This is a genomic window from Arcobacter denitrificans (SeqCode), from assembly GCF_048571185.1.
Lineage (GTDB): Bacteria > Campylobacterota > Campylobacteria > Campylobacterales > Arcobacteraceae > Arcobacter > Arcobacter denitrificans.
In genome coordinates, this window is the sequence record NZ_CP182350.1 from 50620 (window position 1) to 71718 (window position 21099).

Consider the following 21099-nt stretch of genomic DNA (forward strand, 5'->3'; position numbering starts at 1 on the left):
CTTTAATTCAAACGACAAGAGAAATTCTTATCGTTCCATTGCAACTACACCACTTTTAACTATCTCAATAGGGTTGTAGTTTTTGATAACCTTTACAAAATTTGCAATTCTACTTGGTGCATCAGTTGCAGAAACAACTATACAGTCTTGAGTAACATTTTGTATAGAACCATTATATGCTCGTGCCAATACATCAACATCACTTAGGTTTTGATCCACAGGGATTTTTATAAGTACTGTCTCTTTTTCAACAACATCAAAATGCTCATTTACTCTTAAAACAGGAATTAATTTATTTAATTGTTTAACAATTTGATCTATAACTCTTCTATCTCCTGTTGTAACAATAGTCATTCTTGAATATTCAGAATCACTTATTGGAGCAACTGTTAAAGAGTCTATATTGTATCCACGTGCTGAAAACAATCCTACTATTCTAGATAAAACATTATTTTCATTTAAAACAATAACAGAGATAACTTTTCTAGCATTGTCAGTATCATAGTAGTGATTAAAATTATTCATTGTTATCTCCTAATAGCATCATTTCATTTAGTGCATGTCCATTTGGAACCATTGGTAAAACTTCTTCATTTCTATCAACAATAACTTCTATCATTGCAACTACTTTTTTCTCCATTGCATCTTTTAAAGCCTCATCAAACTCTTTTTTCGTAGTAACTCTGTACCCTATTCCACCAAAGGCTTCAACTAGTTTTACAAAGTCAGGTTGCGCACTTAAATCAGTTTCAGATAGTCTATTTTCATAAAACATTGTTTGCCACTGTCTAACCATTCCAAGATAGTTATTATTTAAAATAATATTAATAACTGGAAGTTTTTGCTCAACACAAGTCATAAGCTCTTGGATATTCATTAAAATAGAACCATCACCTGTGAAATTTACTGAAACCTTATCTGGCATAGCTTTTGCAACACCCATAGCACCGGGTAATCCAAATCCCATAGTACCTAGTCCACCAGAAGTATTCCATTGTCTTGGATAAGAAAAAGGGAAAAACTGTGCTGTCCACATTTGATGTTGTCCAACATCAGTAGAGATAATTGCATTCTCTCCAACTAATTCTCCAACTCTTACAATTGGCCACTGTGGTTTAATCTTTGTATCTGAATCGTTGAATGTTAAAGGATGCTGTGTTCTATAGTCTCTTAACAGTGTTACCCAATTAGAATAATCGTTAAATTCAAACTCACCAATTGAATCAATCATTCCTTGAACAGTTACTTTTAAATCACCAACAATTGGAAAATTTGTATGTACAAGTTTTGCAATTGAAGCTGGGTCAATATCCACATGAATAACTTTTGCTTTTTTAGCAAACTCATCAAGTCTTCCTGTTACCCTATCATCAAATCTAGCACCTAAAGAAATCAATAAGTCAGCTTCATGCGCTGCCATATTTGCTGCATATTCACCATGCATACCCAACATTCCAAGTAATAATGGATTTTCATGTCCCATTATACCTCTTGCCATAAGTGTTTCAACAACTGGAATATTTAATTTCTCAGCTAATTCTCTTATTTGATATGCACAATTTGATAAAATTGCTCCACCACCAACATAAAGTAATGGTTTTTTAGCCTTTGAAATTGCTTGCATAGCTCTTTTTAACTGTTTCTTATTGTAATTTACCGTTGGTTTGTATGTTGGAATATTCACCTCTGCTGGATACATATAATCTGCAACTTCTGCTGTTATATCTTTTGGAATATCAACATGCACGGGACCTGGTCTTCCTGTACTTGCTATATGAAATGCCTCTTTAATGATTCTTGGTAAATCTTCAATTTTGTTAACTAAATAATTATGTTTTGTACAAGGTCTTGAAATACCAACAGCATCAATTTCTTGAAATCCATCAGTTCCAATAATTGTAGTTGGAACTTGCCCTGTGATTACAACTAAAGGAATAGAATCCATATAAGCATCAGCCAATCCTGTAACTGCGTTTGTGAATCCAGGTCCAGATGTAACTATAGCAACCCCTACCTTGCCTGTGGCTTTTGCATACCCTTCAGCAGCATGAATAGCTGCTTGTTCATGTCTAGTCAATATATGTTCAAAATGTGTTTGTTTATAAATTTCATCGTAGACATTCATAATAGCGCCACCAGGGTATCCAAATACTACATCAACCCCTTCATTATTTAATGATTCTGTTACCATCTTTGCGCCTGTCATTTTCATTATACTTTTCTCCGTTATAAAATAGCTAATTATTTTACAAAAAGTTTGGTTAATTCATCTTTAATTGGGTATAAGAATAACTTGCGCATTTAATATCTTATTTATTATTATTCTATTATAATCAAGCATAATTTTAGGAGTTTAATGTGGAAGTAAATAATCTTAATAATGTAAGTAATGTTAGTGTAAATAATGTGCCAAAACAATATGTAGATAAAGCAAGATTTGATGGTTCTGTTGAGACAATTGATAACCAGGATGCACTAAAAGTTTCCATACATGAAATTTATAATAAAAAAAGAGATGAGCTATCTCACTCATTAAGAAACCTAAATGAAGGTATAGCAGCTACACAAATATCTGTAAATGCCCTTGGAAAACAACAAGAAAACTTAAATCACATTGGAAGCTCTTTAATAAAACTAGAAAATAGTGGTGATTATGAAAACAAAAGATTTGAAACAGCTCAAGAGATTTCAGATCAATTAAATGAATATAACAAAGAAGCTGATAATGCTAGATATAACAAAAAACTACTTTTAGATGATCAATATGGTGATGAAATTATTAATGTAGTAACACAATCAAAAAACTATCAAATCAATGGTGTAAATACAAAAGCAATATCACAAGACTTAGTCAATAGCTTACAATCTAATAGTTTATCTTCAAGTGAAGATGTAAATAGTGCTTTAGGAAATGTAGAAGATGCATTAAAAAAGAATCGAACTTTTTCAGAAGATTTTTCACAAATGAACAGTGAAATGAAACAAGTTGCAAGAGGAACATTAAACGAACAAATAAATTTATTGAAAGATAATACTAGATTAAAAGACTTAAACTTTGGTTCAGACTTTAGTGATTTTTCAAAAACAAATATTACAACTCAATTAGGAAACTTAGCTGCTTCACAAGCACATATTATCCAAGAACAAACAAGTAAATTACTTGTTTGATTTTAAAGCATAATCAATAGCTACACCCTCTCGTAGTCCATCATCAAAAACTATTGATTTGTCTTTATTTAAAATTTGAAAAAAGAGTCTATAAATAAATACACCCGATTCTATAAAATCAGTTCTTCCAGGCCCCATCAAATGAAAAATCTCTTCTTGAGATAAAGACCTAAACTTATTTAAAAAAGATTCAATTTCCTCTAATGATAACTGCGTTCCATTTATCAAATCTCTGTTGTAAGTTGCAAAGGTAAGTCCAAGTTTTACAGCTGCAATAGTTGTGGGAGTTCCTGCTGTTGCAACAAAGTTAAAGTTTTTTAAATCTATATTTAAAGTACTTATGAACTTAGATATTTCTTTTTTTCTTTTTTCAAGTTCAGTAATTATAGTTTCCCTATTTTTATGTTTTTGAGCAAGGGTTACAATACCTATATCAAAACTTTTAGCAAAATGCTCATCTCCACTATTTATTATTAACTCAGTGGAACCACCACCAATATCTATTAAAATAAAATGTTCAGACTCTTTTTTTTCTCTTTTTAGGGCATATTTAATAGCCAAAAGAGTTAGTCTAGCCTCTTCTTCACCATCAATTATTTTAAAATCAAGTTTACACTCATCTTTAAATCTTTTTAAAACTTCAGATGAATTTTTGGCTATTCTCATAGCAGCTGTCGTTACACAAATTGTATCTTCTGGATTGTACTTTAGCTTTGCAATAGATCTTTTTACTGCAGCAATTACTCTACTTTGGGCTTCAAGGGAGATTTTGCTTGTATCAATAAGTCCATCAGCCATACCTACAACTTCTTGATACTCATCTATAATTTTATGATTTAAACCATCATAAAGTAAGGTTCTAAAAGAGTTAGAACCTAAATCTATTGATACTATATTCTTCATTAAGGGTGGGGAATCTGGATTTTTGAGTTAAGTAAAAAACCTATAATAATCATAAAAATCAAAACAAAAGTTTCAGGTAAAATTCCTGTCAACCACACAAGATAAACAACAAAAAGTAAAATTGCACCAAGAGGTGTTGGTATACCTGTAAAATATTTTTCTACTTCACCCTCTTTAGCACTAATGTTAAATTTTATTAATCTTCTAAGTCCTGAGATTATGTAATATATAAAAGTGAAAACTACTACAATTGTATTTAATTCTAACTCTTTACCATCAATTATTGCAAAATATATAAACATACTAGGAACAACTACAAAAGATAAAAAATCAGCATAAGAGTCCAACTGAATTCCAAACTCTGTAGATAGACTATATTTTCTTGCAATCTTTCCATCAATAATATCAAATGCTCCTGCAATCCAAGCAAATAAAGCAGCACCAAAAAACTGACCATGTGTTATAAAATATATAGCTAATATACCAGCACTTATATTCATAAATGTAGCTAGATTTGCTAGATTAAAATGATTGTGTTTATCAAATAAAAAACTCAATTTTTTCCTTTAAATTGTATATTGGTTTCTACCATTTTGTTTTGATTTATATAAATTTTCATCCGCTAGTTTATATAATCTATTAGGAGAGGTGTTTGAACCTGGCTCATAAATAATTGCTCCAATTGATATTGTTACAAACTCATTTGCCTTACTTGTTTTATGTTCAATCTTCAAGTATTCAATTAATTTAATAATTGCTTTTAAACAATTTTCTAAAATCTCTTGGTCAACATCAAACAGTATTGCCCCAAACTCTTCTCCACCTAATCTAAATACATATTCATACTCTTTGTTGAAGTATTTTTTCAACTCACTTGCCACTGCTTTTAGAGTCTTATCACCCATGTCATGTCCGTAGGTATCGTTATACTGCTTGAAAAAATCAATATCAAACATTACAAAAGCAGTTTCCCATTTATTAGCATTGGATACAGATGGAATACTATCAAATATTGTATCAAAATATCCTCTATTATATAACATTGTCATGGCATCAGTTATAGATTCTATTTTATATTTTTTATTTAATACAGTTAAATGATTATCTTTTTTAATAATACTATATGTCAAGTAAATAATTATCGCAAAAGAAAAGATTACTAAGGCAACTATATTATAAAAAAGCAATTTCTTCATCTGTTCATATCTATTTAAAAAATCAATTCTTTGTTTTTTTGCATTACTAACTTCATACTCTATTAAAAAGTTTATTTTTTGTATCATAATAGTGTACTTCATAGCGTTTTTATCCATAAATGAGACTTGTATATCTTCATTTATTGAATTAACTACTTTTCTCTCTTCATTAGTTTTATATGATTTAAAATAATCATTCCAATCTTTTTCTATACTTTTTTGACTTTTTTTAATTGAACAGAGTTTTTCTTTATTTTGTAGACAAATTATCATATCTTTGTAGTTTGAGGATATGCTTTGCAGGTTTGTAACCGGAACAAAATTTCCAAAATATATTCTATCTATGTGCTTTTTTAAATTCTCAATTTGAGAATTAAATATAAAACTAGCTGTTATAAGCATCATAATTATAGTGACTAACAATAATACTAATTTAAAACTAACTGAATCAAAAATACGTTTTTTCATTGCAATTATTATATTAAAATTATGATTAAATCTAGTGAAAAAAACTATTTGCTTTTTATTATAAAATCTAGTAAAATTATAAATAACGTTCGAAAGGACTTGAAATGGAAATAAATAGTAATCTAAGTGCAATGAGATTGCAAGAAGTTAATTTAAATAATTCAGCTAAAGATATTGCAAATCCTAAAAACTATGTAAATAGTGATGAACAACCACAAGAAGTAACACCAGACCTTATAAAATCAATTACAGAACAAATACCAATCCCTATTGCTTATGAGGCAAATGGAACTAGTATTAAAGTACAAGATGAAGTTTTTGTATCACTTTTAAATATAAAAGCCTAATTTTATGGATAAAATAAAAGTTGTCTGCTCGTCTTGTAATAGTGTAAATTCTATTCCTAAAAAAGATTCTTACAAAGTAGCTAATTGTGGAAGTTGTAAGGAATCACTACTAAATACTAAACCTATTGATTTAAATGATTCAAATTTTGATATTCAAATTGTAAATTCTGATATTCCTATACTTGTGGATTTTTGGGCACCTTGGTGTGGACCTTGTAAAATGTTTGCACCTATATTTAATGAAGCTAGTTCTAAATATCCCTTAAAAGTAAAATTTGCAAAAGTAAATACAGAAGTAGAACAAAACTTGGGAAGTAAATATCAAATAAAATCAATCCCTACTTTAGTTGTATATAAAGCAGGAGTTGAGCTAGAAAGAGTATCTGGAGCATTAGACCCTATAAAACTGGGTATGCTAATCGATAAATATATTTAATCTAATAACTCTTTATCAAAAAATGTTGAAGTTTGGATGTTTTTAAATGCTGCTTTCATTGAAACAAACATTTGTGGGTTTTCCTCTTCCATTTTTTCTAATAACTCTTTAGTTGAGGCTCTTGCATGAGGCATTTTAATATCAAATCTCATTGCAGGACAAGCTTCATCGCCTATTACACTTATCTCGTTTGTTTGGGCAAATGCTCTTAATTGTCTCTCTCTACAAAATATAAGTGGTCGAATAACTTCTAATCCATTCTCAGCTTTATATCGTGGAGGCATAGAACGAAGTGCCCCATTGTATAAAAAGTTCATAAAAAATGATTCCATTGCATCATCTAAATGATGTCCAAGTGCTAGTTTATTGTAGCCTTGTTCTTGTGCTGTTGAGTATAAATACCCTCTTCTCATTCTAGAAAAAAATGAACAAAATGATGAGTTTTTTCTTATTTTCTCTTTTGATAATTCAAATATTTCTGTATCAATAATCTCATGTTCTATTCCATATTTTTCACAATGTTTTGCTAGAAACACAACTTGTTCACCCATTCCATAAGTAACAGTTACCGCTTTAAACTCAAAGTTAAAAGGAGTAACTCTCTTTAGGTGATTTAATGCATGGATAAGCGTTGTAGAATCTTTTCCACCTGAAAAGCCAACAAGTACTCTGTCACCCTCTTTTATTAAACCATACTCTGCATTTGTTCTTCCAACTACACTAGAAATTTTTTTACTTAATTCAACCAATTTTTATTATCCTAAACTTTTTTCGCGATTATATCATAAATGATTTAAAAAATGAAATTCATGAAGATTGAAATTATAATCACTTATACTCAACTATTTTAGTTCTCTTTTAGATTATATAAATATAATTTCAATAAAAAGTAAAGAGATAATAATGACAAACGAAGAAATTCAACAGTTTAAAGACAAAATTAGAGAAACTATAATGCCAATGGCAGAGAATATGAAAGATGAAGAGATAAAAGATTTAATTAAACATGTTGAGAAAGAAAACCCTGATTTACCAGAAGGTTTTTCAAATATGCTTTTTGAACAAATAACTATGATGAAAAAGAACTAAAAAAGTTCACTTAAAACCTTCCCTAATTATACTTTTGTTTATTAGGGGAAATTACTACATTTATATCTTCCACTATTGAAATATCTATTTTACCCTGCTTTGCTAAATCTTTTAGTATATCAATACTCTCTTCATGTGTATAAGCACTTCTATAAGTCTTATTTAGTCTTAATGCATCATAAATAACTAAGATGGCTAATAATCTATCTTTTAAGCTTAAATCTTTAGCTGCTAAACTATATGGATAGCCATTTTGATCAACTCTTTCTTGTATTTTGATTGCCCAAGAATTAATATCACTAAAGCCCATAATATTACTTAATACTTTATTTGTATAATAAGGGTATGATTTAATTTCATCATACTCAAATTCATCTAAAGTAGACTTTTTGTCAATAATTGATGAAGGGACACATAGCTTTCCTATTTTACAAAGGGATGCAGCTATTAAAAATGTAAATTTATCTTTATGCTCAAACTTATAAAAATCAGACATTTGTTCAACATACGACAATAAAAGGGAGTCACTATTATTAATAAAATATAAATTTGAACAAATTTTTAAAACCTCTTCAAATTTTAAAGTGATAGTAAAATCATGTAAATTACTAAAAATAAAATACAATATCTCATTTTCATTTTGTAAATCAAGCCAGAAACTACACTTTTGTGATATTTCTAGGAAAATATCAGTTATTATTTTAGAAAAAAGTTCATTTTCACTACTTTTTACAAAATTTGTAACATTAGCTCTTCCTTTTGTATCAATTATTGACAAGTTAAATCTATTTTCAAGAGCAATAGCAAAAGATAAAATTTGAGAAAATAGTGGAGTCTTATCACCTTTTAAACCATATAGTCCACTCCCATCAAAATATTCACTTTGGTATTTTAAGATATCTTTATTTTCTAATAAAAAAGGGAAACTCTTTGAAATATTATTTGATGATTCGCAATACTCTTTTGATAAATTAGAACAATTTAATAAACCTATAGAATGCAACAAACTATAAGAGCATAAATCACTCATCTCCTGAGGAGTCAAATTGAGTTGTTTACCAATATTTAGGCTTAAGTAAGCAACTCTTTTTGAATAATTTATTGAACTAGAACATTTATCTTTTCTAAGATAATCAATAGGTAAAGATAAAGCCAATAAAAAGTTATTTAAATTAAAACTAAGCTCTTTTTTCTTATCCATAAACTCTACTCTTCTAAAAGGTTAATTATTGTTTCTACTGAAGTATCAGTCATATCTAAATCTAAATGAACACCATTTTTAACTTCTACTATTTTTACATCTAGACCTTTTTTAGATGCTAACTCATAAAAGTCTTTAGTAACTTTTGCAGGAGATATTTTATCTTTTTCTCCATATATTAATAAAAATTTTGTATCTTTACTTACCTCGTCAAGTACATCAACAATTGACATTAAGCCAGTTGCTTTATCTTCTTCATGTATATTATATCTACCACCAACTAAAACGGCATTATTAATTAAATTTGGTTCAAAGCCTGTTAGCGTTCCTCCCATCATAGCACCAGCACTGTGTCCTATATAGGTTACTGTTTCTGCTTCAAATCTATACTTTAACTCTTTTACTAAGTCTGATAAAAAATGTATATATTCTTCTTTTGCAGCTAAATTTTTAACACCTTCATGTGCTAAAGCTGTAAAAATATTAGTTGAAGAATTAGAATACCCCGGAAGTGCTACTGCAACAGTTGTAATATCCGTATTAAAAGATAGTATTTCAGCAAAAGGAGAGTATCTACCTAAAGTGTTTGTTCCATCTGGCCAAGTACCATGAACTAAAATATTTAAATACCCTTCCCTATCACCTTTACTTGCAAAGTATTGAATACACTCTCCACCTGCAAATAAATAGTTTTCACCTTTTTCTAAACACTTTTCGTGATTAATTCTTTCTGCTTGTACATTCAATGACAGTAAAACTAATGTTGTAATTATTAAAAATATTCTTTTCATGTGTAATCTCCTTTAAATTTAATAGGCTATAACGCCTACATATCCTTCAAATTTTCGCTCGATTAACTCTACAATTCCAGCTTGAACATATGAAATTTCATCAATAAAATCATCTTCTTTCCACTTCATTGTTTCCATAGTGTTTCTACAACCTATAAACTCTACATCATACTCCATCAAAGAAACTATTCTTTTTAAAGTAGCTTTGTCATAATCTTTTTTTAAGGCTCTCATTCCATTTCCATAAGTTACTACCATAACTTTTAAAGTTTCAGCAGGATACTCTTTTAAAATATTATAAATTGAGCTTAAATTATGATTTACCTTAGATACATCTGAATCATATAATTGAAACACCACTTTTCTTGGGTTATCAAAAGTAGGCTTTGGCTCACTAAACTCTGAACTAGAAAACCCTAGAACTGTTAATAAAATAACTAAAATAAAACTCTTCATATTATTCCTTTATATAAACCTCAAAATCTTTTTTAATTGTACCATTTTTTAATATTTTACAATATAACCCTCTGCAATCCTTTACGATTGTGGGTAATTGTTTATCAAAGATAGATAAATGATTGCATATTGTACATTTTTCAGTTATTTGTATTTCACTATCTGCAATTACAAGTATTGTTCCTATATCTAAATCATGTGGATTAAAATCAAATATAATATTTTCACCTAAGCTACCAAACTCTAAAAATATACCGCTTTTCTTCGACTTTTCATAACTATTAAATCCTAAAATCATAACTGTTTTATCCAAATCTTTTTGTGCAAACTTATCATTTTGGATGCCATAGCCTTCAATTAGATTTAAAAAATCTGTCCTTGGTCTTGGCATAGAACTTTGTGAGTCTTTTTTAGCACTAAATGTATCTAAAACTTTTCCTATAAATCTCATTTATTAATATTTTCCTTTAAAATTTGAATAAAGTCATCTTTTATCCAAGCACCAGGATATGTGTTTAAAAGTCTGTTTTCATTTGATACAAAGAAAAATGTTGGTGTCATCCCGTAAAAGTTCTTTTTTAAATTAAAAGGTAATTCAATATTATCTACATCAACTTCTAAAAAGATAAAGTTTTTATCAATCATAGATTGAATATCTTCTAAGTCTAAAACTTCTTTTTTCATTTTTTTACAAAAATAACATGTTTTTGAAGTAGCATACACAATAATTGTTTTATCTTGTTTTTTTGCTTCTTTTAATATATTATTTTCATCATAGCCATCTTCTAAGACCTTTAAGGTCTTTGGATGTTCCAGTTCTCTTTGTTTTTTATATTCCATGAAATATTGTGCTAAATGGTTAGCTTCTTCTTCTGTTATTTGCATAGGCTCTTTTTTCTTATAATACTTTGTTATCATAGGATCACAAACACTATTATTTAAATCTGGATTTGCTAAATAGCTCTTTAAAAATTCTTCTATTTCTATAACTCTCATCTCTGGATCTTCAGGGTCACCTATCTTTTTAGAGCTATCTATTATTGCGTAAGCCAACATATTTTCAGTAGGAGTATCCAAATTATATAACTTATTATCTTTTTCAAAAAAGTTTGTTTTTAAACTTGAAATAGAAATATAAGTACCATGACAAGAAGAACACTTATCATCAAATATTTTTTTACCCTCTTTATAGCCTGCAAACAAATTTAAAGTAAATATAAATACAAAAAGTATCATAAACCTAAATAGCATCAATCTTCCTTATTCTTAATTTAAAATAGAGTTCAATAACTACATTTTAAATTGAGAAAAGTGCAGAAGAACCTGCACTTTTTCAATTCTGAAGATTAAACAATCCCTGGATTACCTTTTATACCAATAATATCAGGAGTATCAACTTTTAAATTTTTAACATGTTTAACACTTCTTAAGTATGTCTCTACAGTCTCCCAAACTGGCTCACCTGGTGATTTTGAACCAACAGTAGACCAACCTGCAACTTGATACTCTTTACTTGCATGAAGTTTTTCTCCATTTCTAGTAAGTGTTATATCTGAAATTCTTTCACCTATCTTAGCAGTAGGATTGATTTTATAAGAAATCCCACCAGTTCTTACCATATCGCCACCTTGTTGGTAGAAAGGATCTGGATTAAACAAGTTATCAGCAACATCTTCTAAAATATCTTTAATACCTTGACCTGAAATTCCTCTTCTGTAAGTTTCAGGATAAGTCATTGCTGTTTGAGTTGCCAAATCATCAAAAGTAATTGCTTGACCTGGCATAACAGATGTTCCCCATCTAAAACCTGGAGACAAAGAAATTTCTGCATCTTTTACATCAACTAATGCATCACAAATAATTTGATCCCAAGAGCCATTAAAATTACCTCTTCTGAACAAAGTGTCATCAGTAGTTGCAATCTCTCTTGTTAGCTCTTTTTTAAATGGTGCTCTTACATCTTCGATATATTTTTTCATTGCTTTATCTTCTGGAATTAAATCAGAAAAAATTGGCAATAAAGTAAATTTGAAATCTTTTATTTTCCCATTTTGAATATCTAAATCAAGTACATTTAAAAACTTACCATTACTTCCTGCATTACATACATATGTAACACCCTCTTCATTTTTAACAGGAACAGCCTCAGGAACACCATCATGGGTATGTCCACCCATAATAAAGTCTATTCCAGTACAAACTTCAGCCATCTTTTTATCAGTGTCATATCCATTATGAGATAATACAACAACAGCATCAGGTTTTTCGCTTTCTCTTATATCATCAACCAATTCTTGCATTCCATCATCATTGATAGAAAAACTCCAGTCAGGAATAAACCTTTGAGGATTTGCAATTGTTGTATAAGGAAAAGCCTGACCAATAATAGCAATTCTTGATCCATTTATTTCTTTTATAGTATATGGCTTAAAAGCATGACCTGTATCTTCATCATAAACTTCTACATCACCTTCAAATAATGATGCTTCTTTAACTTTTACATTTTGTGCTAAGAATTCAGCATCTAAAAGCTTAGCATTTGCTAAAACTTCTTCAGCTCTATAAGTAAACTCCCAATGTCCAACAGCAACATCAACACCAAGTAAATTCATAGCGCCAACCATATCTTTACCTCTTGTTTGAAGTGCTGTCCACGAGCCTTGCCAAGTGTCACCCCCATCTAATAAAAGTGTTTTTTCTGCACCAAAACTATTTTTTAAAAAATCAACAACCGTTTTGATTTGTGCAAAACCACCAGTTCTACCCATAGCTTTTGCATGTTTTTCAAAGTTAACACATGTATAAGCATACTCAAGTCTTGGATTGTCTTTTATTCCATAATACTCTAAAAAATTTTTGCCCACAATATGTGGTGGCTTACCATAATTTCCAAAGAAACCTAAGTTTACACTTGGTTCTCTGAAATATACAGGTAATAGTTGTGCGTGACAATCCGTCATATGCATAAGTCTTGCATTACCAAAAGGTTTTAGCTTATAGTAATCTTCTAACTTATTAGTATTTGTCATTCTTGTATGTGAATTAGCAAAAACTGGCGCAGAACCAAGTACTGCCATCATATATACGAATTCTCTTCTACTAAGTTTACTCATTTTAAATAACCTTTAAAATATTTAATTATTTACCCGAACCAACTACAGTAAAACCTAAAGATGTCCATGCTTGCATTCCACCTCGATAGTACTTAATTTTTTCTGCTGGGTAACCCATTTTTAATAATGCAAATTTTGCATTTTTAACCATACCAGGAGTTTGTCCACACCAATATCCATTACAATATAAAGCTAAAGTTTTTGCTTCAGAAAAGTCTAACGTACCATCTTCTTTTTGAATAACACCCATCTCATCTTCCATCATTTCAATAGCTGTATCTTTTTCATTAAAATTTGTAAAAGGCACATTTATAGCACCTGGTATTCTTAATTTTGCAAACCAACCTGGCTTTCTAGAATCAATAACCGCAATCATGTCATTAGTTTGAGCTTTTTTCATTAAATCAATAAATTCTAACTCACCAACAGTTTCAACACCTTCAGCTAAAATCATAGGTTGAGAAACACCTCTATTAGTTGTTACATATAAATCTGAGATTTTGTTACCTGCTGTTTGGTTTCTCATTAGAGTGAATTTTTCACCATTTAAATTCATCTTAATTGATTTTACACCTTTTGAGATTGGAACAAATTTTGTAGCCCCTTCTGCAAAACTTGAACTTACACAAACCCCTGAAATTAATGTAGCTACTGCTATTTTTTTTAACATTGTCATACTATACCCCTTTTAATTTTCTTGTCATTGTATTTATTTTTGATGAAATAATGCGTAAAAAAAGCCAAGGCTTACCTTGACTTTAATTTTTGTTAATTAATATTTTAAACCCATACCTGGAACAGCATCTTTCCAAGCTGATTTAGCTTCATTTGCTTGTATTAAAGCAACTACTGCAAATCTACAAGCTCTTTCTGCAGCAAAAGTAGTTTCTAATTTAGTTTTTGAAGTTTTACCTTTAAAATCATTTGGATTAACTTCTTTAGCACCTGTTTTAATTGCTTCTTCAACTGATGCAATTAAAGCGCTATTGTTAACACCTAGTCTTCTAAACTCTAAACCTTTTGCTTGTGCAACAGCATTATATGTAGAAGCAGTTTCAATAACACTTTTTATTCCACTTTTTTCTACACTACAAACTGTATTTAAATCTAATTTTGTAGCACTTGCAATACTTGGTTCAGATGTACATCCACTTATAATTGCTGCTAAACCTATAGTTGCGATTATTGTTGTTAATTTTCTCATAGTTATTACCCTCTACTTTCTAATATCTGGACCATCTATTTTCATACCATTAGACATATAGGCCATGAAGAATAGTAACTCTTTCATCTCTTGACTTGTAGTTTTTGGAGGAACTTGTCCTTCATCTTTAATACATCCAGCCATTCTTCTTTCTAAAGTTCCTAAGCCTTTCCATTTTAATCTAAAAACTGGGAAGTGTGTTGTTTGACCAAGAAGTTGAGATAGTTTTTCATTTCTAACTCTTAAACCTGCACCATAAACATGACATTCTGCACAGTTAAGTTTTAAGTAACCTCTTTGTGTATAGTAATACTCTTTTCCTCTTTCATATGCATCAGCTGCAGCTTGTGAATCAATTTTCACATCTATAACTTTTTCTGCTTCTTGTGCTGAAAATGCCATATATCCTTGAAGTTTAGCCATATCACCTTTTTTGGTATTCCATGCTTTTTCACCATTTGATGTTAAACACTCATTAACAGCTTGTGTTAAAGTAACTACTTCATTTCTAGATTGGTCAAAATAAGGATATTTTGCAGCTGTTTCTGGTTCTCCAAAACATGTAGCAAATGATTTACCATTTGAAAATGTAGTATTCCATAATGCTTCTCCAGCATCTATACTATCTTCATATGGTGGCATCTCTTTAATATCTTCATATTGTCCTCTACCATCAATATTATATGCATAATTACCCTTTGCGAACTCTTCAAACTTAAGACCTTTCGCAATACTACTTTCCAGCTCTTCATCAGTTGAATATGGGAAAAAAGTACCTCTATTTTTTAAAGGGTCTTCGAATTTAGCTTCAAAATATTTTACTAATTCTACTCTATCTTTTTCAGCAGTTGCTGCATAATCTGTAGCGTTTAAAGAACTATTTAAAGCACCAACAGTTAAAGCAAGTAAAGCTGTAGTTTTTGCAATTTTCAATAACATTTATATCTCCTTGTCATTTTGTATAATTACTAAATTTATTAATTAATTATTTAATCTTAACTGTGTCAGATTGTGTTTTACCTTTTAAATCAACCCATGTAAAAGTTAAATCATCCCCTGATTTTCCTTTAAATTTAAATTTAACATATGGGTTTTTAGATAAAAATTGACTAGTTGATACTTCATATACAACTTGATCATTTGATGTTACTTTAATATTAGTAATAAAGTTAACCTCTTTTTTAGCTCTTTTTGCTTCTTGATAACTTAACATTGCGTGTTTAGCCATAGCCTTAACTGTAACTATACCTTTTTTTTCTTTCGCTTTAATTCTTGTTTTAGCCATTTTAATTCCTTTATATTTTCTCTATATTTTTTTTATCTTAATATTGTTTGTGTAGTTGGAATTAAATCAACCACCACATCCACCAATAGTAACTTTTACTTCTTTTGAAGCAGAATATAATTTACCATCAGATTCAACTACTGCTGTAACTTTTCCAGTTTTTGCCAACTTGATTCTAAATGAATAATCAATAATTCCACCTTTTGGAACTGAGAATACTGCTACAGTAGCTTCTGGATTTGCATCTTGAAATATTGCTACTTTAGAACCAGCTAACTTAGAAGATACAGTTATAGGAATAACTGCACCATTTTCAGCAATATCTGGTGCTTTTAATTTTACTTTTGATTCGCTTGTTGTTGCAGTGCCAAAAAGTTCTGTCATTGCTTCATCAACTTTTGTTGCAGTCCACGCTTTTGGTTTTGTTTCTCTAAAATCAATTGCACTCAATGCTGTTGGTGCTAGTGAAGCAGCTGCAACTGCACCTAAACCTAAACTTAAAAAATTTCTTCTATTCATTTTATTTCCTTTTTAAAAATATTACTTAACTGTTTTTAAATATGCAACTACTGCTTTTATTTGACTATCGCTTAACCATCCTGACTTACCAAATGATGGCATTGAAGTATTTGTAATACCTCTTGCACTATAAATATCAAAAACCGTATCATAAAGTGTTTGTTCATCCCAGTATGTAAGACCTGATAGTTTTGGCCCCATGCTTCCTGGTCCATTAATTTCTTTGCCATTAACAGCATGACATGCTAAACAGTTTCCTAAATTTTTAGTGTTAAAAATCTTTTCACCTTGGGCTACTAAATCAGCGTTAGCCAATGTACTTGAAACAAGTACACCAGTAACTGCCGATGCCATTAATAAGTTTCTAATCAATTTCATCTATTCTCCTTTTATTTACTTGAGTTAATCATATAATCTACAATTTGTTTAAACTCTTCATCAGATAAAACTGCACCACCTTTTGGAGGCATTGCATTTATTCCATTGATAGCATTTTCATAAACTGTATCTATGCCTTTACTCATTACTTCTGTCCAAGCATCTTTATCTCCAAGTACTGGAGCACCAATAGCTTTATTTGAGTGACATGCTGAACAATATGTATCATAGTTTCCTGAAACAACTGGATTTTTACCAGAACCTTCACTAACTGGTTCTTTCCAACTTCTTTCACTTGTAATTGGTTGATTAGCATTTGGTGCTAAGTCAACCTTGATTCTCATCAAAAGTTCCTTAACATCACCTTTAATACAATCTTTCATACATCTTGTACCTGTACCATAGATTTTAGGATTAGATAAAAGTGCTGTCATGTTTTTTACACCTTGTTTAGGATCTTTAGTATTAACTTCAGGATAAAATCCGTCTACATTTGGCATAACTATTTTGTCAAAGTTTTCTTTACTTAAAACAAACTCTTCATCTATAACTTCTCCATCTATTTCAATTTCATTCACAGAAAGTAAAAAAGCTGTAATAGCATATACCTCACTATTTGTTAAAGTTTTAGGTGCAGTAAATGGCATAGAATCTTGAATATACCAAAAAAGTGTACTAGCATATGGCCAATAAGAACCAACAGTTTTTAATGCAACATTTGCATTTGGTGATTTATGTGCAGGATTAAGTCTTTGAATAACTAAGTCAGCTGTTTTACCACCCGCTAGAGTAGGATAACCTTTTCCTCCGGCAGCAAACTCACCATGACACATACCACAGTTTTTATCATAAAGTTCTTCACCCCACTCTACAGAACCTTTTGCAATTTTTGGTTTTCCATCTTCCATAATTGCTTTACCATGTTTTGTATCATATTTTGGAAGATCTTTTAAATCTGGTTTAACATCAACATTCCAAATATTAATCTCATTTTTAGTAGCTTCTCTACCATTGTTATATTTAACATTTTGTGTATTTACATGATAAGGACCATATTTACCATCTTTTGTTGGGTACTTTACAGCACCATCAACTGATACTCCATTTGCAAATAATGAAGAAACAAATACAGACATAACTCCTAGTGAAAGAAGAGTTGTCTTAAGCTTTATTGTGTTTTCTAATTTGAACATTATTACACTCTCCTTTACTATTAATTTCCCAAGTTACAATTGCATTTCTATGATAAATTGATTCAACACCAACAGCACTTGTTTCTTGATCAATTGTTGGTTGAATATTTCCAAAATCATCTCTAGATCTACTTGCTAATAAAAGTGGCTTTCCATCCCATTTAATTACATAAGAAAATCTTGTCCAAGATTTTGGAAGAACTAAACCTTTTAAGCTAGCTTCAACCCAATTGTCACCACCATCAAGTGAAATATCAACACCAGTTATGGTTCCATGACCAGACCATGCAAGACCTTCAATTTCTACCATATCACCTTTTTTCAAGTGAGTCCAAGGCTTTTCAGGACAAGGGCTAGTAATTACTGAGTTAACTTCATTTACCCAAAAATATCTAATAGCTTTTCCACCAGGTTGAACCATGGTATATTTAGATGTTTCTTCTTTTGAATGCCATGGAGTATCTGAGAACTCTAATCTTCTTAACCATTTAGTATTTAAGTTACCTTCCCATCCTGGAACAATTAATCTCACAGGGTAACCTTGTTCTGCTCTTAATGCTTCACCATTTTGACCCCAGACAACCATTATATCATCTAAGGCTTTTTCAACTGGAATTGATCTTGGATTTGATGCATTATCGCTCCCCTCAGCTAGCATCCATATAGCATCTTTTTCTAAGCCAATATCTTCAAGAATAGTCTTTAGCATTACTCCAGTCCATTGAGCAGCACTCATAAGGCCTTTCATAAATTGTAAAGAGTTAAATTGTGGACCTCTCCATTCAGGAGCACCATTTGCAGGACACTCAATAAAATAAGTTCTTGTTTCACTTGGATATCTCTTTAAATCATCCAAAGTTAATACAATCTCTTTTTTTACTTTACCATGAATCATCAATCTCCACTCTTTTGGATCAACGTGAGCTGTACCACCATGATCTCTTACAAAAAATAGACCATTTGGTGTTATGATTCCCTCTGATTCATGAATAGGACACATTGAAACAGATGCGTAATAATCACCTGATGAAAACAATGAATGCGTTCTTCTTATATTATTATGTTCATACGGTGAAGGTAAACCATATAAATTTTTATCTACAGGATCACCTAATTTCTGCCCCCATGGCGCTTCGTTCATAATTGCTGGATCATCAGCTTTAACTTTAACAGGTGCCAAAACATTTGCTGTGGCTATTGCACCAGCAGAATAGATAGCAGTTTTTTTGAAAAAACTTCTTCTACTAAGTTTCTCTTCTTGAGTAGAAGCTTCATTTTCTTTCAAACTGTTAGTCTTACTTGTCATTTATCCTCCTCATGATAATTGAACAAGTATAAATAAAAATTATAAAATAATTAGAGATTATTTATAAAATTACTTATACTTATAGATATTATAAACAGCCATTATATAACTATAAATTATATAATCGTTAGGATATTATTGCCATTTTTTTGACCTAAGTCAATTATTTTTTGCTATTTCTATAAAAAAAAGTAATATGCTATGCTAATGCTATTTAAGGGGAACAAAACGTTAATTTTTTACCTTATAAAGTTACTTTTTTTATTGATTATGTTAATATCTCTTTCAATTTTATGGAGGAAAAAATGAGAAATTTTATAAATTATGAAGATTCTTTAAACATATTAAATAGTTTTATTTTAAAAGGAAAAATAAAGGAAAAGATTTTTTTAACAGATGCAATAGGAAGAACTCTTTCAAGTGATGTAATTGCAAATGAGAATTCACCTGCTTTTATTACTTCAGGAATGGATGGTTATGCTATTAGATATGAAGACCAAAAATTAGGAAGCTTAAAAATTATAGATAAAAATCCTGCTGGTAGTGTTGTTGAATCAAAAGTTGAAAAAAGTGTTTGTATAAAAACATTTACAGGTTCATTAATGCCTGAAGGTGCAGATACGCTAATTCCTATAGAGAATGTAGAAGTTGTAGGTGAAGATATTAAAATCATCGAAGAGGTGCCACAAGGTTTTGCCCTAAGAGATGTAGGAGAGAACTATAAAAAGAATGAAGTTCTTATAAAAAAAGGTACAACAATAGGATTTGCAGAAATAGGCGTTATGGCATCACTTAATATTGCACAAGCAACTGTTTATTCAAAAGTTGTTGTAAGTATTGCAAGTACTGGAAGTGAAATTTTAGATATCGGAGAAACTCAAACTAATAAAGCACAAATTAGAAGTTCAAATCATCTTACAGTTGAAGCTTTAGCAAAAAAAGCTGGGGCAAATACAATTCAAATGGGTGTAATCAAAGATGATATGGATTCAATTACACAAATGATGAAAACTGCACTAGAAAACTCAGATATTGTTGTTACAACAGGTGGTGTTTCTAAAGGTGATTATGATTTTGTACAGGATGTGGTAAAAAAAGAGCTGGATGCTGAAGTTTTATTTCACGGAGTTAGTATAAAACCTGGCAATCCTATATTGCTTGCAAAAAAAGAAAATAAACTTATTATTTCCCTACCAGGATTTGCCTATAGCTCAACAGTATGTGCAATACTTTATCTTCTACCAATGATTTATAAACTTGAAGGTTCAAATAAAAAGCTTCCTATTGTAAAAGCTAGGATAAATGAAGACTTTCCAATGAGAATGCCTAAGACTGTATTTACAGCTTGCAACGTAAAATATGAAGAGGGAGAATATAAAATAGACTTTGATGGAAAAAGAAAAGGAACAAGTGCCATATTAACAAATATGCTTGGGAGCCCTGCTCTACTTATACAAAAGAAAGATAGTAATAATATAAAAGCTGGTGAACTAGTTAATATTTTACTACTAAGTGAATTATAATGTTTGAAGACATCATTATAATACTAATGGGAACACTATTTTTAGTAGTACTTCCTATAATGTCTACAATTAAGTACTGGAATTATAAACCTTATATGAAATATATTCTTATTTTAATATGGGTTTCATATGGTGTGATTTTTTATGAAGTATTTTTTCCAAGAGAAAGTTACTATACGAATAATCTAAAAAAGTTTTCAAATATAGAGTTTGATGAAAATGTAAAAATTACAAATAGTTATACTTCATTTTTAAATATTAAGGGTGAATATTTCTCTTGTGCAACCTTTGAGGTTTCAAGAGAAAATGCAAGACTTTTAACTATGGTAAAAAAAGAAAACAACGCTGTTTTACCAAATAGTGAAACTATTTGTGGAAAATACATAAACCAAATATTTAATAAAAATAATTTAGTTACATTTAAAACAGTTGATGAAAAGAACTATAAACAGTGGGGATTTTTAGAAAATAGTAATAAAGTTTTTATCTATCAAAAATATTTTGGTATGACAAATAAATAAAT

Annotated in this window: 26 protein-coding genes; 6 read left to right on the forward strand and 20 right to left on the reverse strand. The window is 30.0% G+C overall.

Annotated elements, in window-relative coordinates:
• Positions 1-27: 27 nt before the first annotated feature.
• Together ilvN and ACNI28_RS00255 are read right to left on the reverse strand one after the other, a co-directional pair.
• Positions 28-525 (reverse strand): acetolactate synthase small subunit, encoded by a 498-nt coding sequence (ilvN, locus tag ACNI28_RS00250; RefSeq protein ID WP_298750856.1) that lies wholly within the window; start codon positions 523-525, stop codon positions 28-30.
• The gene (locus ACNI28_RS00255) at positions 518-2212 is read right to left on the reverse strand and encodes an acetolactate synthase large subunit (protein WP_419764820.1); all 1695 of its coding nucleotides are present in this window, start codon (positions 2210-2212) and stop codon (positions 518-520) included. The genes ilvN and ACNI28_RS00255 overlap by 8 nt, the downstream gene beginning before the upstream one ends.
• Positions 2213-2358: 146 nt before the next feature.
• Between ACNI28_RS00255 and ACNI28_RS00260 the strand changes: the two genes are divergently transcribed.
• The gene (locus ACNI28_RS00260; protein ID WP_419764821.1) at positions 2359-3168 is read left to right on the forward strand and encodes a flagellin family protein; all 810 of its coding nucleotides are present in this window, start codon (positions 2359-2361) and stop codon (positions 3166-3168) included.
• Here the strand turns inward: ACNI28_RS00260 and ACNI28_RS00265 are convergent.
• The 3 genes from ACNI28_RS00265 to ACNI28_RS00275 are packed head-to-tail and all read right to left on the reverse strand — an operon-like array spanning position 3157 to position 5735.
• Positions 3157-4071, reverse strand: a complete 915-nt coding sequence (locus ACNI28_RS00265; RefSeq protein WP_419764822.1) for a Ppx/GppA phosphatase family protein — start codon at positions 4069-4071, stop codon at positions 3157-3159. The genes ACNI28_RS00260 and ACNI28_RS00265 overlap by 12 nt on opposite strands.
• Entirely contained in the window at positions 4071-4628 is a 558-nt protein-coding gene (locus ACNI28_RS00270) for a CDP-alcohol phosphatidyltransferase family protein (protein WP_419764823.1), read from the reverse strand. The genes ACNI28_RS00265 and ACNI28_RS00270 overlap by 1 nt, the downstream gene beginning before the upstream one ends.
• A gap of 9 nt (positions 4629-4637) precedes the next feature.
• Positions 4638-5735 (reverse strand): diguanylate cyclase domain-containing protein, encoded by a 1098-nt coding sequence (locus tag ACNI28_RS00275; protein ID WP_419764824.1) that lies wholly within the window; start codon positions 5733-5735, stop codon positions 4638-4640.
• A 104-nt stretch (positions 5736-5839) separates the two neighbouring features.
• Here ACNI28_RS00275 and ACNI28_RS00280 point away from each other — a divergent pair, with 104 nt between their 5' ends.
• Both ACNI28_RS00280 and trxC read left to right on the forward strand, forming a co-directional pair.
• Positions 5840-6082, forward strand: coding sequence for a hypothetical protein (locus ACNI28_RS00280; RefSeq protein WP_419764825.1), 243 nt, complete (start codon positions 5840-5842; stop codon positions 6080-6082).
• A 4-nt stretch (positions 6083-6086) separates the two neighbouring features.
• The gene (gene trxC, locus ACNI28_RS00285) at positions 6087-6518 is read left to right on the forward strand and encodes a thioredoxin TrxC (RefSeq protein ID WP_419764826.1); all 432 of its coding nucleotides are present in this window, start codon (positions 6087-6089) and stop codon (positions 6516-6518) included.
• On the opposite strand, the gene ACNI28_RS00290 is transcribed toward trxC, so the two are convergent.
• The gene (locus ACNI28_RS00290) at positions 6515-7267 is read right to left on the reverse strand and encodes a tRNA 2-thiocytidine biosynthesis TtcA family protein (RefSeq protein ID WP_419764827.1); all 753 of its coding nucleotides are present in this window, start codon (positions 7265-7267) and stop codon (positions 6515-6517) included. The genes trxC and ACNI28_RS00290 overlap by 4 nt on opposite strands.
• A gap of 154 nt (positions 7268-7421) precedes the next feature.
• On the opposite strand from ACNI28_RS00290, the gene ACNI28_RS00295 reads away from it, so the two are divergent.
• Entirely contained in the window at positions 7422-7607 is a 186-nt protein-coding gene (locus ACNI28_RS00295; protein WP_298750876.1) for a cytochrome c family protein, read from the forward strand.
• 22 nt (positions 7608-7629) lie between these two features.
• Here ACNI28_RS00295 and ACNI28_RS00300 read toward each other — a convergent pair whose 3' ends face one another.
• The 14 genes from ACNI28_RS00300 to soxC form a co-directional block, all read right to left on the reverse strand.
• Positions 7630-8808 carry an HD-GYP domain-containing protein gene (locus ACNI28_RS00300; RefSeq protein WP_419764828.1) on the reverse strand — a complete coding sequence of 393 codons (1179 nt, stop codon included), beginning with the start codon at positions 8806-8808 and terminating at the stop codon, positions 7630-7632.
• A gap of 5 nt (positions 8809-8813) precedes the next feature.
• The gene (locus ACNI28_RS00305; protein WP_419764829.1) at positions 8814-9599 is read right to left on the reverse strand and encodes an alpha/beta hydrolase; all 786 of its coding nucleotides are present in this window, start codon (positions 9597-9599) and stop codon (positions 8814-8816) included.
• Between the two features lie 18 nt (positions 9600-9617).
• Entirely contained in the window at positions 9618-10055 is a 438-nt protein-coding gene (locus tag ACNI28_RS00310; protein WP_419764830.1) for a DsrE family protein, read from the reverse strand.
• 1 nt (position 10056) lies between these two features.
• Positions 10057-10506, reverse strand: a complete 450-nt coding sequence (locus tag ACNI28_RS00315; protein ID WP_419764831.1) for an MOSC domain-containing protein — start codon at positions 10504-10506, stop codon at positions 10057-10059.
• Complete coding sequence (locus tag ACNI28_RS00320; protein WP_419764832.1) at positions 10503-11306, reverse strand: thioredoxin family protein; 804 nt, start codon at positions 11304-11306, stop codon at positions 10503-10505. The genes ACNI28_RS00315 and ACNI28_RS00320 overlap by 4 nt, the downstream gene beginning before the upstream one ends.
• A 95-nt stretch (positions 11307-11401) precedes the next feature.
• Positions 11402-13168: a thiosulfohydrolase SoxB gene (gene soxB, locus ACNI28_RS00325; protein ID WP_419764833.1), complete on the reverse strand. Its 1767-nt coding sequence runs from the start codon at positions 13166-13168 to the stop codon at positions 11402-11404.
• A gap of 25 nt (positions 13169-13193) precedes the next feature.
• A complete protein-coding gene (locus ACNI28_RS00330) occupies positions 13194-13844 on the reverse strand; it encodes a rhodanese-like domain-containing protein (protein WP_419764834.1) in 651 nt (216 codons plus the stop codon).
• Positions 13845-13940: 96 nt separating this feature from the next.
• Positions 13941-14372 carry a hypothetical protein gene (locus ACNI28_RS00335; RefSeq protein ID WP_419764835.1) on the reverse strand — a complete coding sequence of 144 codons (432 nt, stop codon included), beginning with the start codon at positions 14370-14372 and terminating at the stop codon, positions 13941-13943.
• A gap of 12 nt (positions 14373-14384) precedes the next feature.
• Positions 14385-15311, reverse strand: a complete 927-nt coding sequence (soxA, locus tag ACNI28_RS00340; protein ID WP_419764836.1) for a sulfur oxidation c-type cytochrome SoxA — start codon at positions 15309-15311, stop codon at positions 14385-14387.
• 46 nt (positions 15312-15357) lie between these two features.
• Entirely contained in the window at positions 15358-15657 is a 300-nt protein-coding gene (gene soxZ / locus ACNI28_RS00345; protein ID WP_419764838.1) for a thiosulfate oxidation carrier complex protein SoxZ, read from the reverse strand.
• A gap of 66 nt (positions 15658-15723) precedes the next feature.
• Complete coding sequence (soxY, locus tag ACNI28_RS00350; protein ID WP_419764839.1) at positions 15724-16176, reverse strand: thiosulfate oxidation carrier protein SoxY; 453 nt, start codon at positions 16174-16176, stop codon at positions 15724-15726.
• Between the two features lie 21 nt (positions 16177-16197).
• A complete protein-coding gene (gene soxX / locus ACNI28_RS00355; RefSeq protein ID WP_419764840.1) occupies positions 16198-16554 on the reverse strand; it encodes a sulfur oxidation c-type cytochrome SoxX in 357 nt (118 codons plus the stop codon).
• A gap of 11 nt (positions 16555-16565) precedes the next feature.
• Complete coding sequence (locus ACNI28_RS00360) at positions 16566-17747, reverse strand: c-type cytochrome (RefSeq protein WP_419764841.1); 1182 nt, start codon at positions 17745-17747, stop codon at positions 16566-16568.
• Positions 17716-19053 carry a sulfite dehydrogenase gene (gene soxC, locus ACNI28_RS00365; protein WP_419764843.1) on the reverse strand — a complete coding sequence of 446 codons (1338 nt, stop codon included), beginning with the start codon at positions 19051-19053 and terminating at the stop codon, positions 17716-17718. The genes ACNI28_RS00360 and soxC overlap by 32 nt, the downstream gene beginning before the upstream one ends.
• A gap of 305 nt (positions 19054-19358) precedes the next feature.
• Here soxC and ACNI28_RS00370 point away from each other — a divergent pair, with 305 nt between their 5' ends.
• Both ACNI28_RS00370 and ACNI28_RS00375 read left to right on the forward strand, forming a co-directional pair.
• Positions 19359-20576 carry a molybdopterin molybdotransferase MoeA gene (locus ACNI28_RS00370; RefSeq protein ID WP_419764844.1) on the forward strand — a complete coding sequence of 406 codons (1218 nt, stop codon included), beginning with the start codon at positions 19359-19361 and terminating at the stop codon, positions 20574-20576.
• Positions 20576-21097 (forward strand): hypothetical protein, encoded by a 522-nt coding sequence (locus ACNI28_RS00375; RefSeq protein ID WP_419764846.1) that lies wholly within the window; start codon positions 20576-20578, stop codon positions 21095-21097. The genes ACNI28_RS00370 and ACNI28_RS00375 overlap by 1 nt, the downstream gene beginning before the upstream one ends.
• The last annotated feature ends 2 nt before the right edge of the window (positions 21098-21099 follow it).

Excerpts from the sequence above, each read along its gene's own strand:
- ACNI28_RS00315 (WP_419764831.1), bottom strand. The coding sequence starts at position 10,506 with ATGAGATTTATAGGAAAAGTTTTAGATACATTTAGTGCTAAAAAAGAC.
- ACNI28_RS00295 (WP_298750876.1), top strand. The coding sequence starts at position 7,422 with ATGACAAACGAAGAAATTCAACAGTTTAAAGACAAAATTAGAGAAACT.
- ACNI28_RS00360 (WP_419764841.1), bottom strand. The coding sequence starts at position 17,747 with ATGTTCAAATTAGAAAACACAATAAAGCTTAAGACAACTCTTCTTTCA.
- ACNI28_RS00320 (WP_419764832.1), bottom strand. The coding sequence starts at position 11,306 with ATGCTATTTAGGTTTATGATACTTTTTGTATTTATATTTACTTTAAAT.
- soxA (WP_419764836.1), bottom strand. The coding sequence starts at position 15,311 with ATGTTATTGAAAATTGCAAAAACTACAGCTTTACTTGCTTTAACTGTT.
- ACNI28_RS00370 (WP_419764844.1), top strand. The coding sequence starts at position 19,359 with ATGAGAAATTTTATAAATTATGAAGATTCTTTAAACATATTAAATAGT.
- ACNI28_RS00335 (WP_419764835.1), bottom strand. The coding sequence starts at position 14,372 with ATGAGAAAATTAACAACAATAATCGCAACTATAGGTTTAGCAGCAATT.
- soxC (WP_419764843.1), bottom strand. The coding sequence starts at position 19,053 with ATGACAAGTAAGACTAACAGTTTGAAAGAAAATGAAGCTTCTACTCAA.
- ACNI28_RS00300 (WP_419764828.1), bottom strand. The coding sequence starts at position 8,808 with ATGGATAAGAAAAAAGAGCTTAGTTTTAATTTAAATAACTTTTTATTG.
- ACNI28_RS00255 (WP_419764820.1), bottom strand. The coding sequence starts at position 2,212 with ATGAAAATGACAGGCGCAAAGATGGTAACAGAATCATTAAATAATGAA.
- soxY (WP_419764839.1), bottom strand. The coding sequence starts at position 16,176 with ATGAATAGAAGAAATTTTTTAAGTTTAGGTTTAGGTGCAGTTGCAGCT.
- soxB (WP_419764833.1), bottom strand. The coding sequence starts at position 13,168 with ATGAGTAAACTTAGTAGAAGAGAATTCGTATATATGATGGCAGTACTT.
- ACNI28_RS00280 (WP_419764825.1), top strand. The coding sequence starts at position 5,840 with ATGGAAATAAATAGTAATCTAAGTGCAATGAGATTGCAAGAAGTTAAT.
- ACNI28_RS00330 (WP_419764834.1), bottom strand. The coding sequence starts at position 13,844 with ATGACAATGTTAAAAAAAATAGCAGTAGCTACATTAATTTCAGGGGTT.
- ACNI28_RS00375 (WP_419764846.1), top strand. The coding sequence starts at position 20,576 with ATGTTTGAAGACATCATTATAATACTAATGGGAACACTATTTTTAGTA.
- ACNI28_RS00310 (WP_419764830.1), bottom strand. The coding sequence starts at position 10,055 with ATGAAGAGTTTTATTTTAGTTATTTTATTAACAGTTCTAGGGTTTTCT.
- ilvN (WP_298750856.1), bottom strand. The coding sequence starts at position 525 with ATGAATAATTTTAATCACTACTATGATACTGACAATGCTAGAAAAGTT.
- soxX (WP_419764840.1), bottom strand. The coding sequence starts at position 16,554 with ATGAAATTGATTAGAAACTTATTAATGGCATCGGCAGTTACTGGTGTA.
- trxC (WP_419764826.1), top strand. The coding sequence starts at position 6,087 with ATGGATAAAATAAAAGTTGTCTGCTCGTCTTGTAATAGTGTAAATTCT.
- ACNI28_RS00265 (WP_419764822.1), bottom strand. The coding sequence starts at position 4,071 with ATGAAGAATATAGTATCAATAGATTTAGGTTCTAACTCTTTTAGAACC.
- ACNI28_RS00275 (WP_419764824.1), bottom strand. The coding sequence starts at position 5,735 with ATGAAAAAACGTATTTTTGATTCAGTTAGTTTTAAATTAGTATTATTG.
- soxZ (WP_419764838.1), bottom strand. The coding sequence starts at position 15,657 with ATGGCTAAAACAAGAATTAAAGCGAAAGAAAAAAAAGGTATAGTTACA.
- ACNI28_RS00305 (WP_419764829.1), bottom strand. The coding sequence starts at position 9,599 with ATGAAAAGAATATTTTTAATAATTACAACATTAGTTTTACTGTCATTG.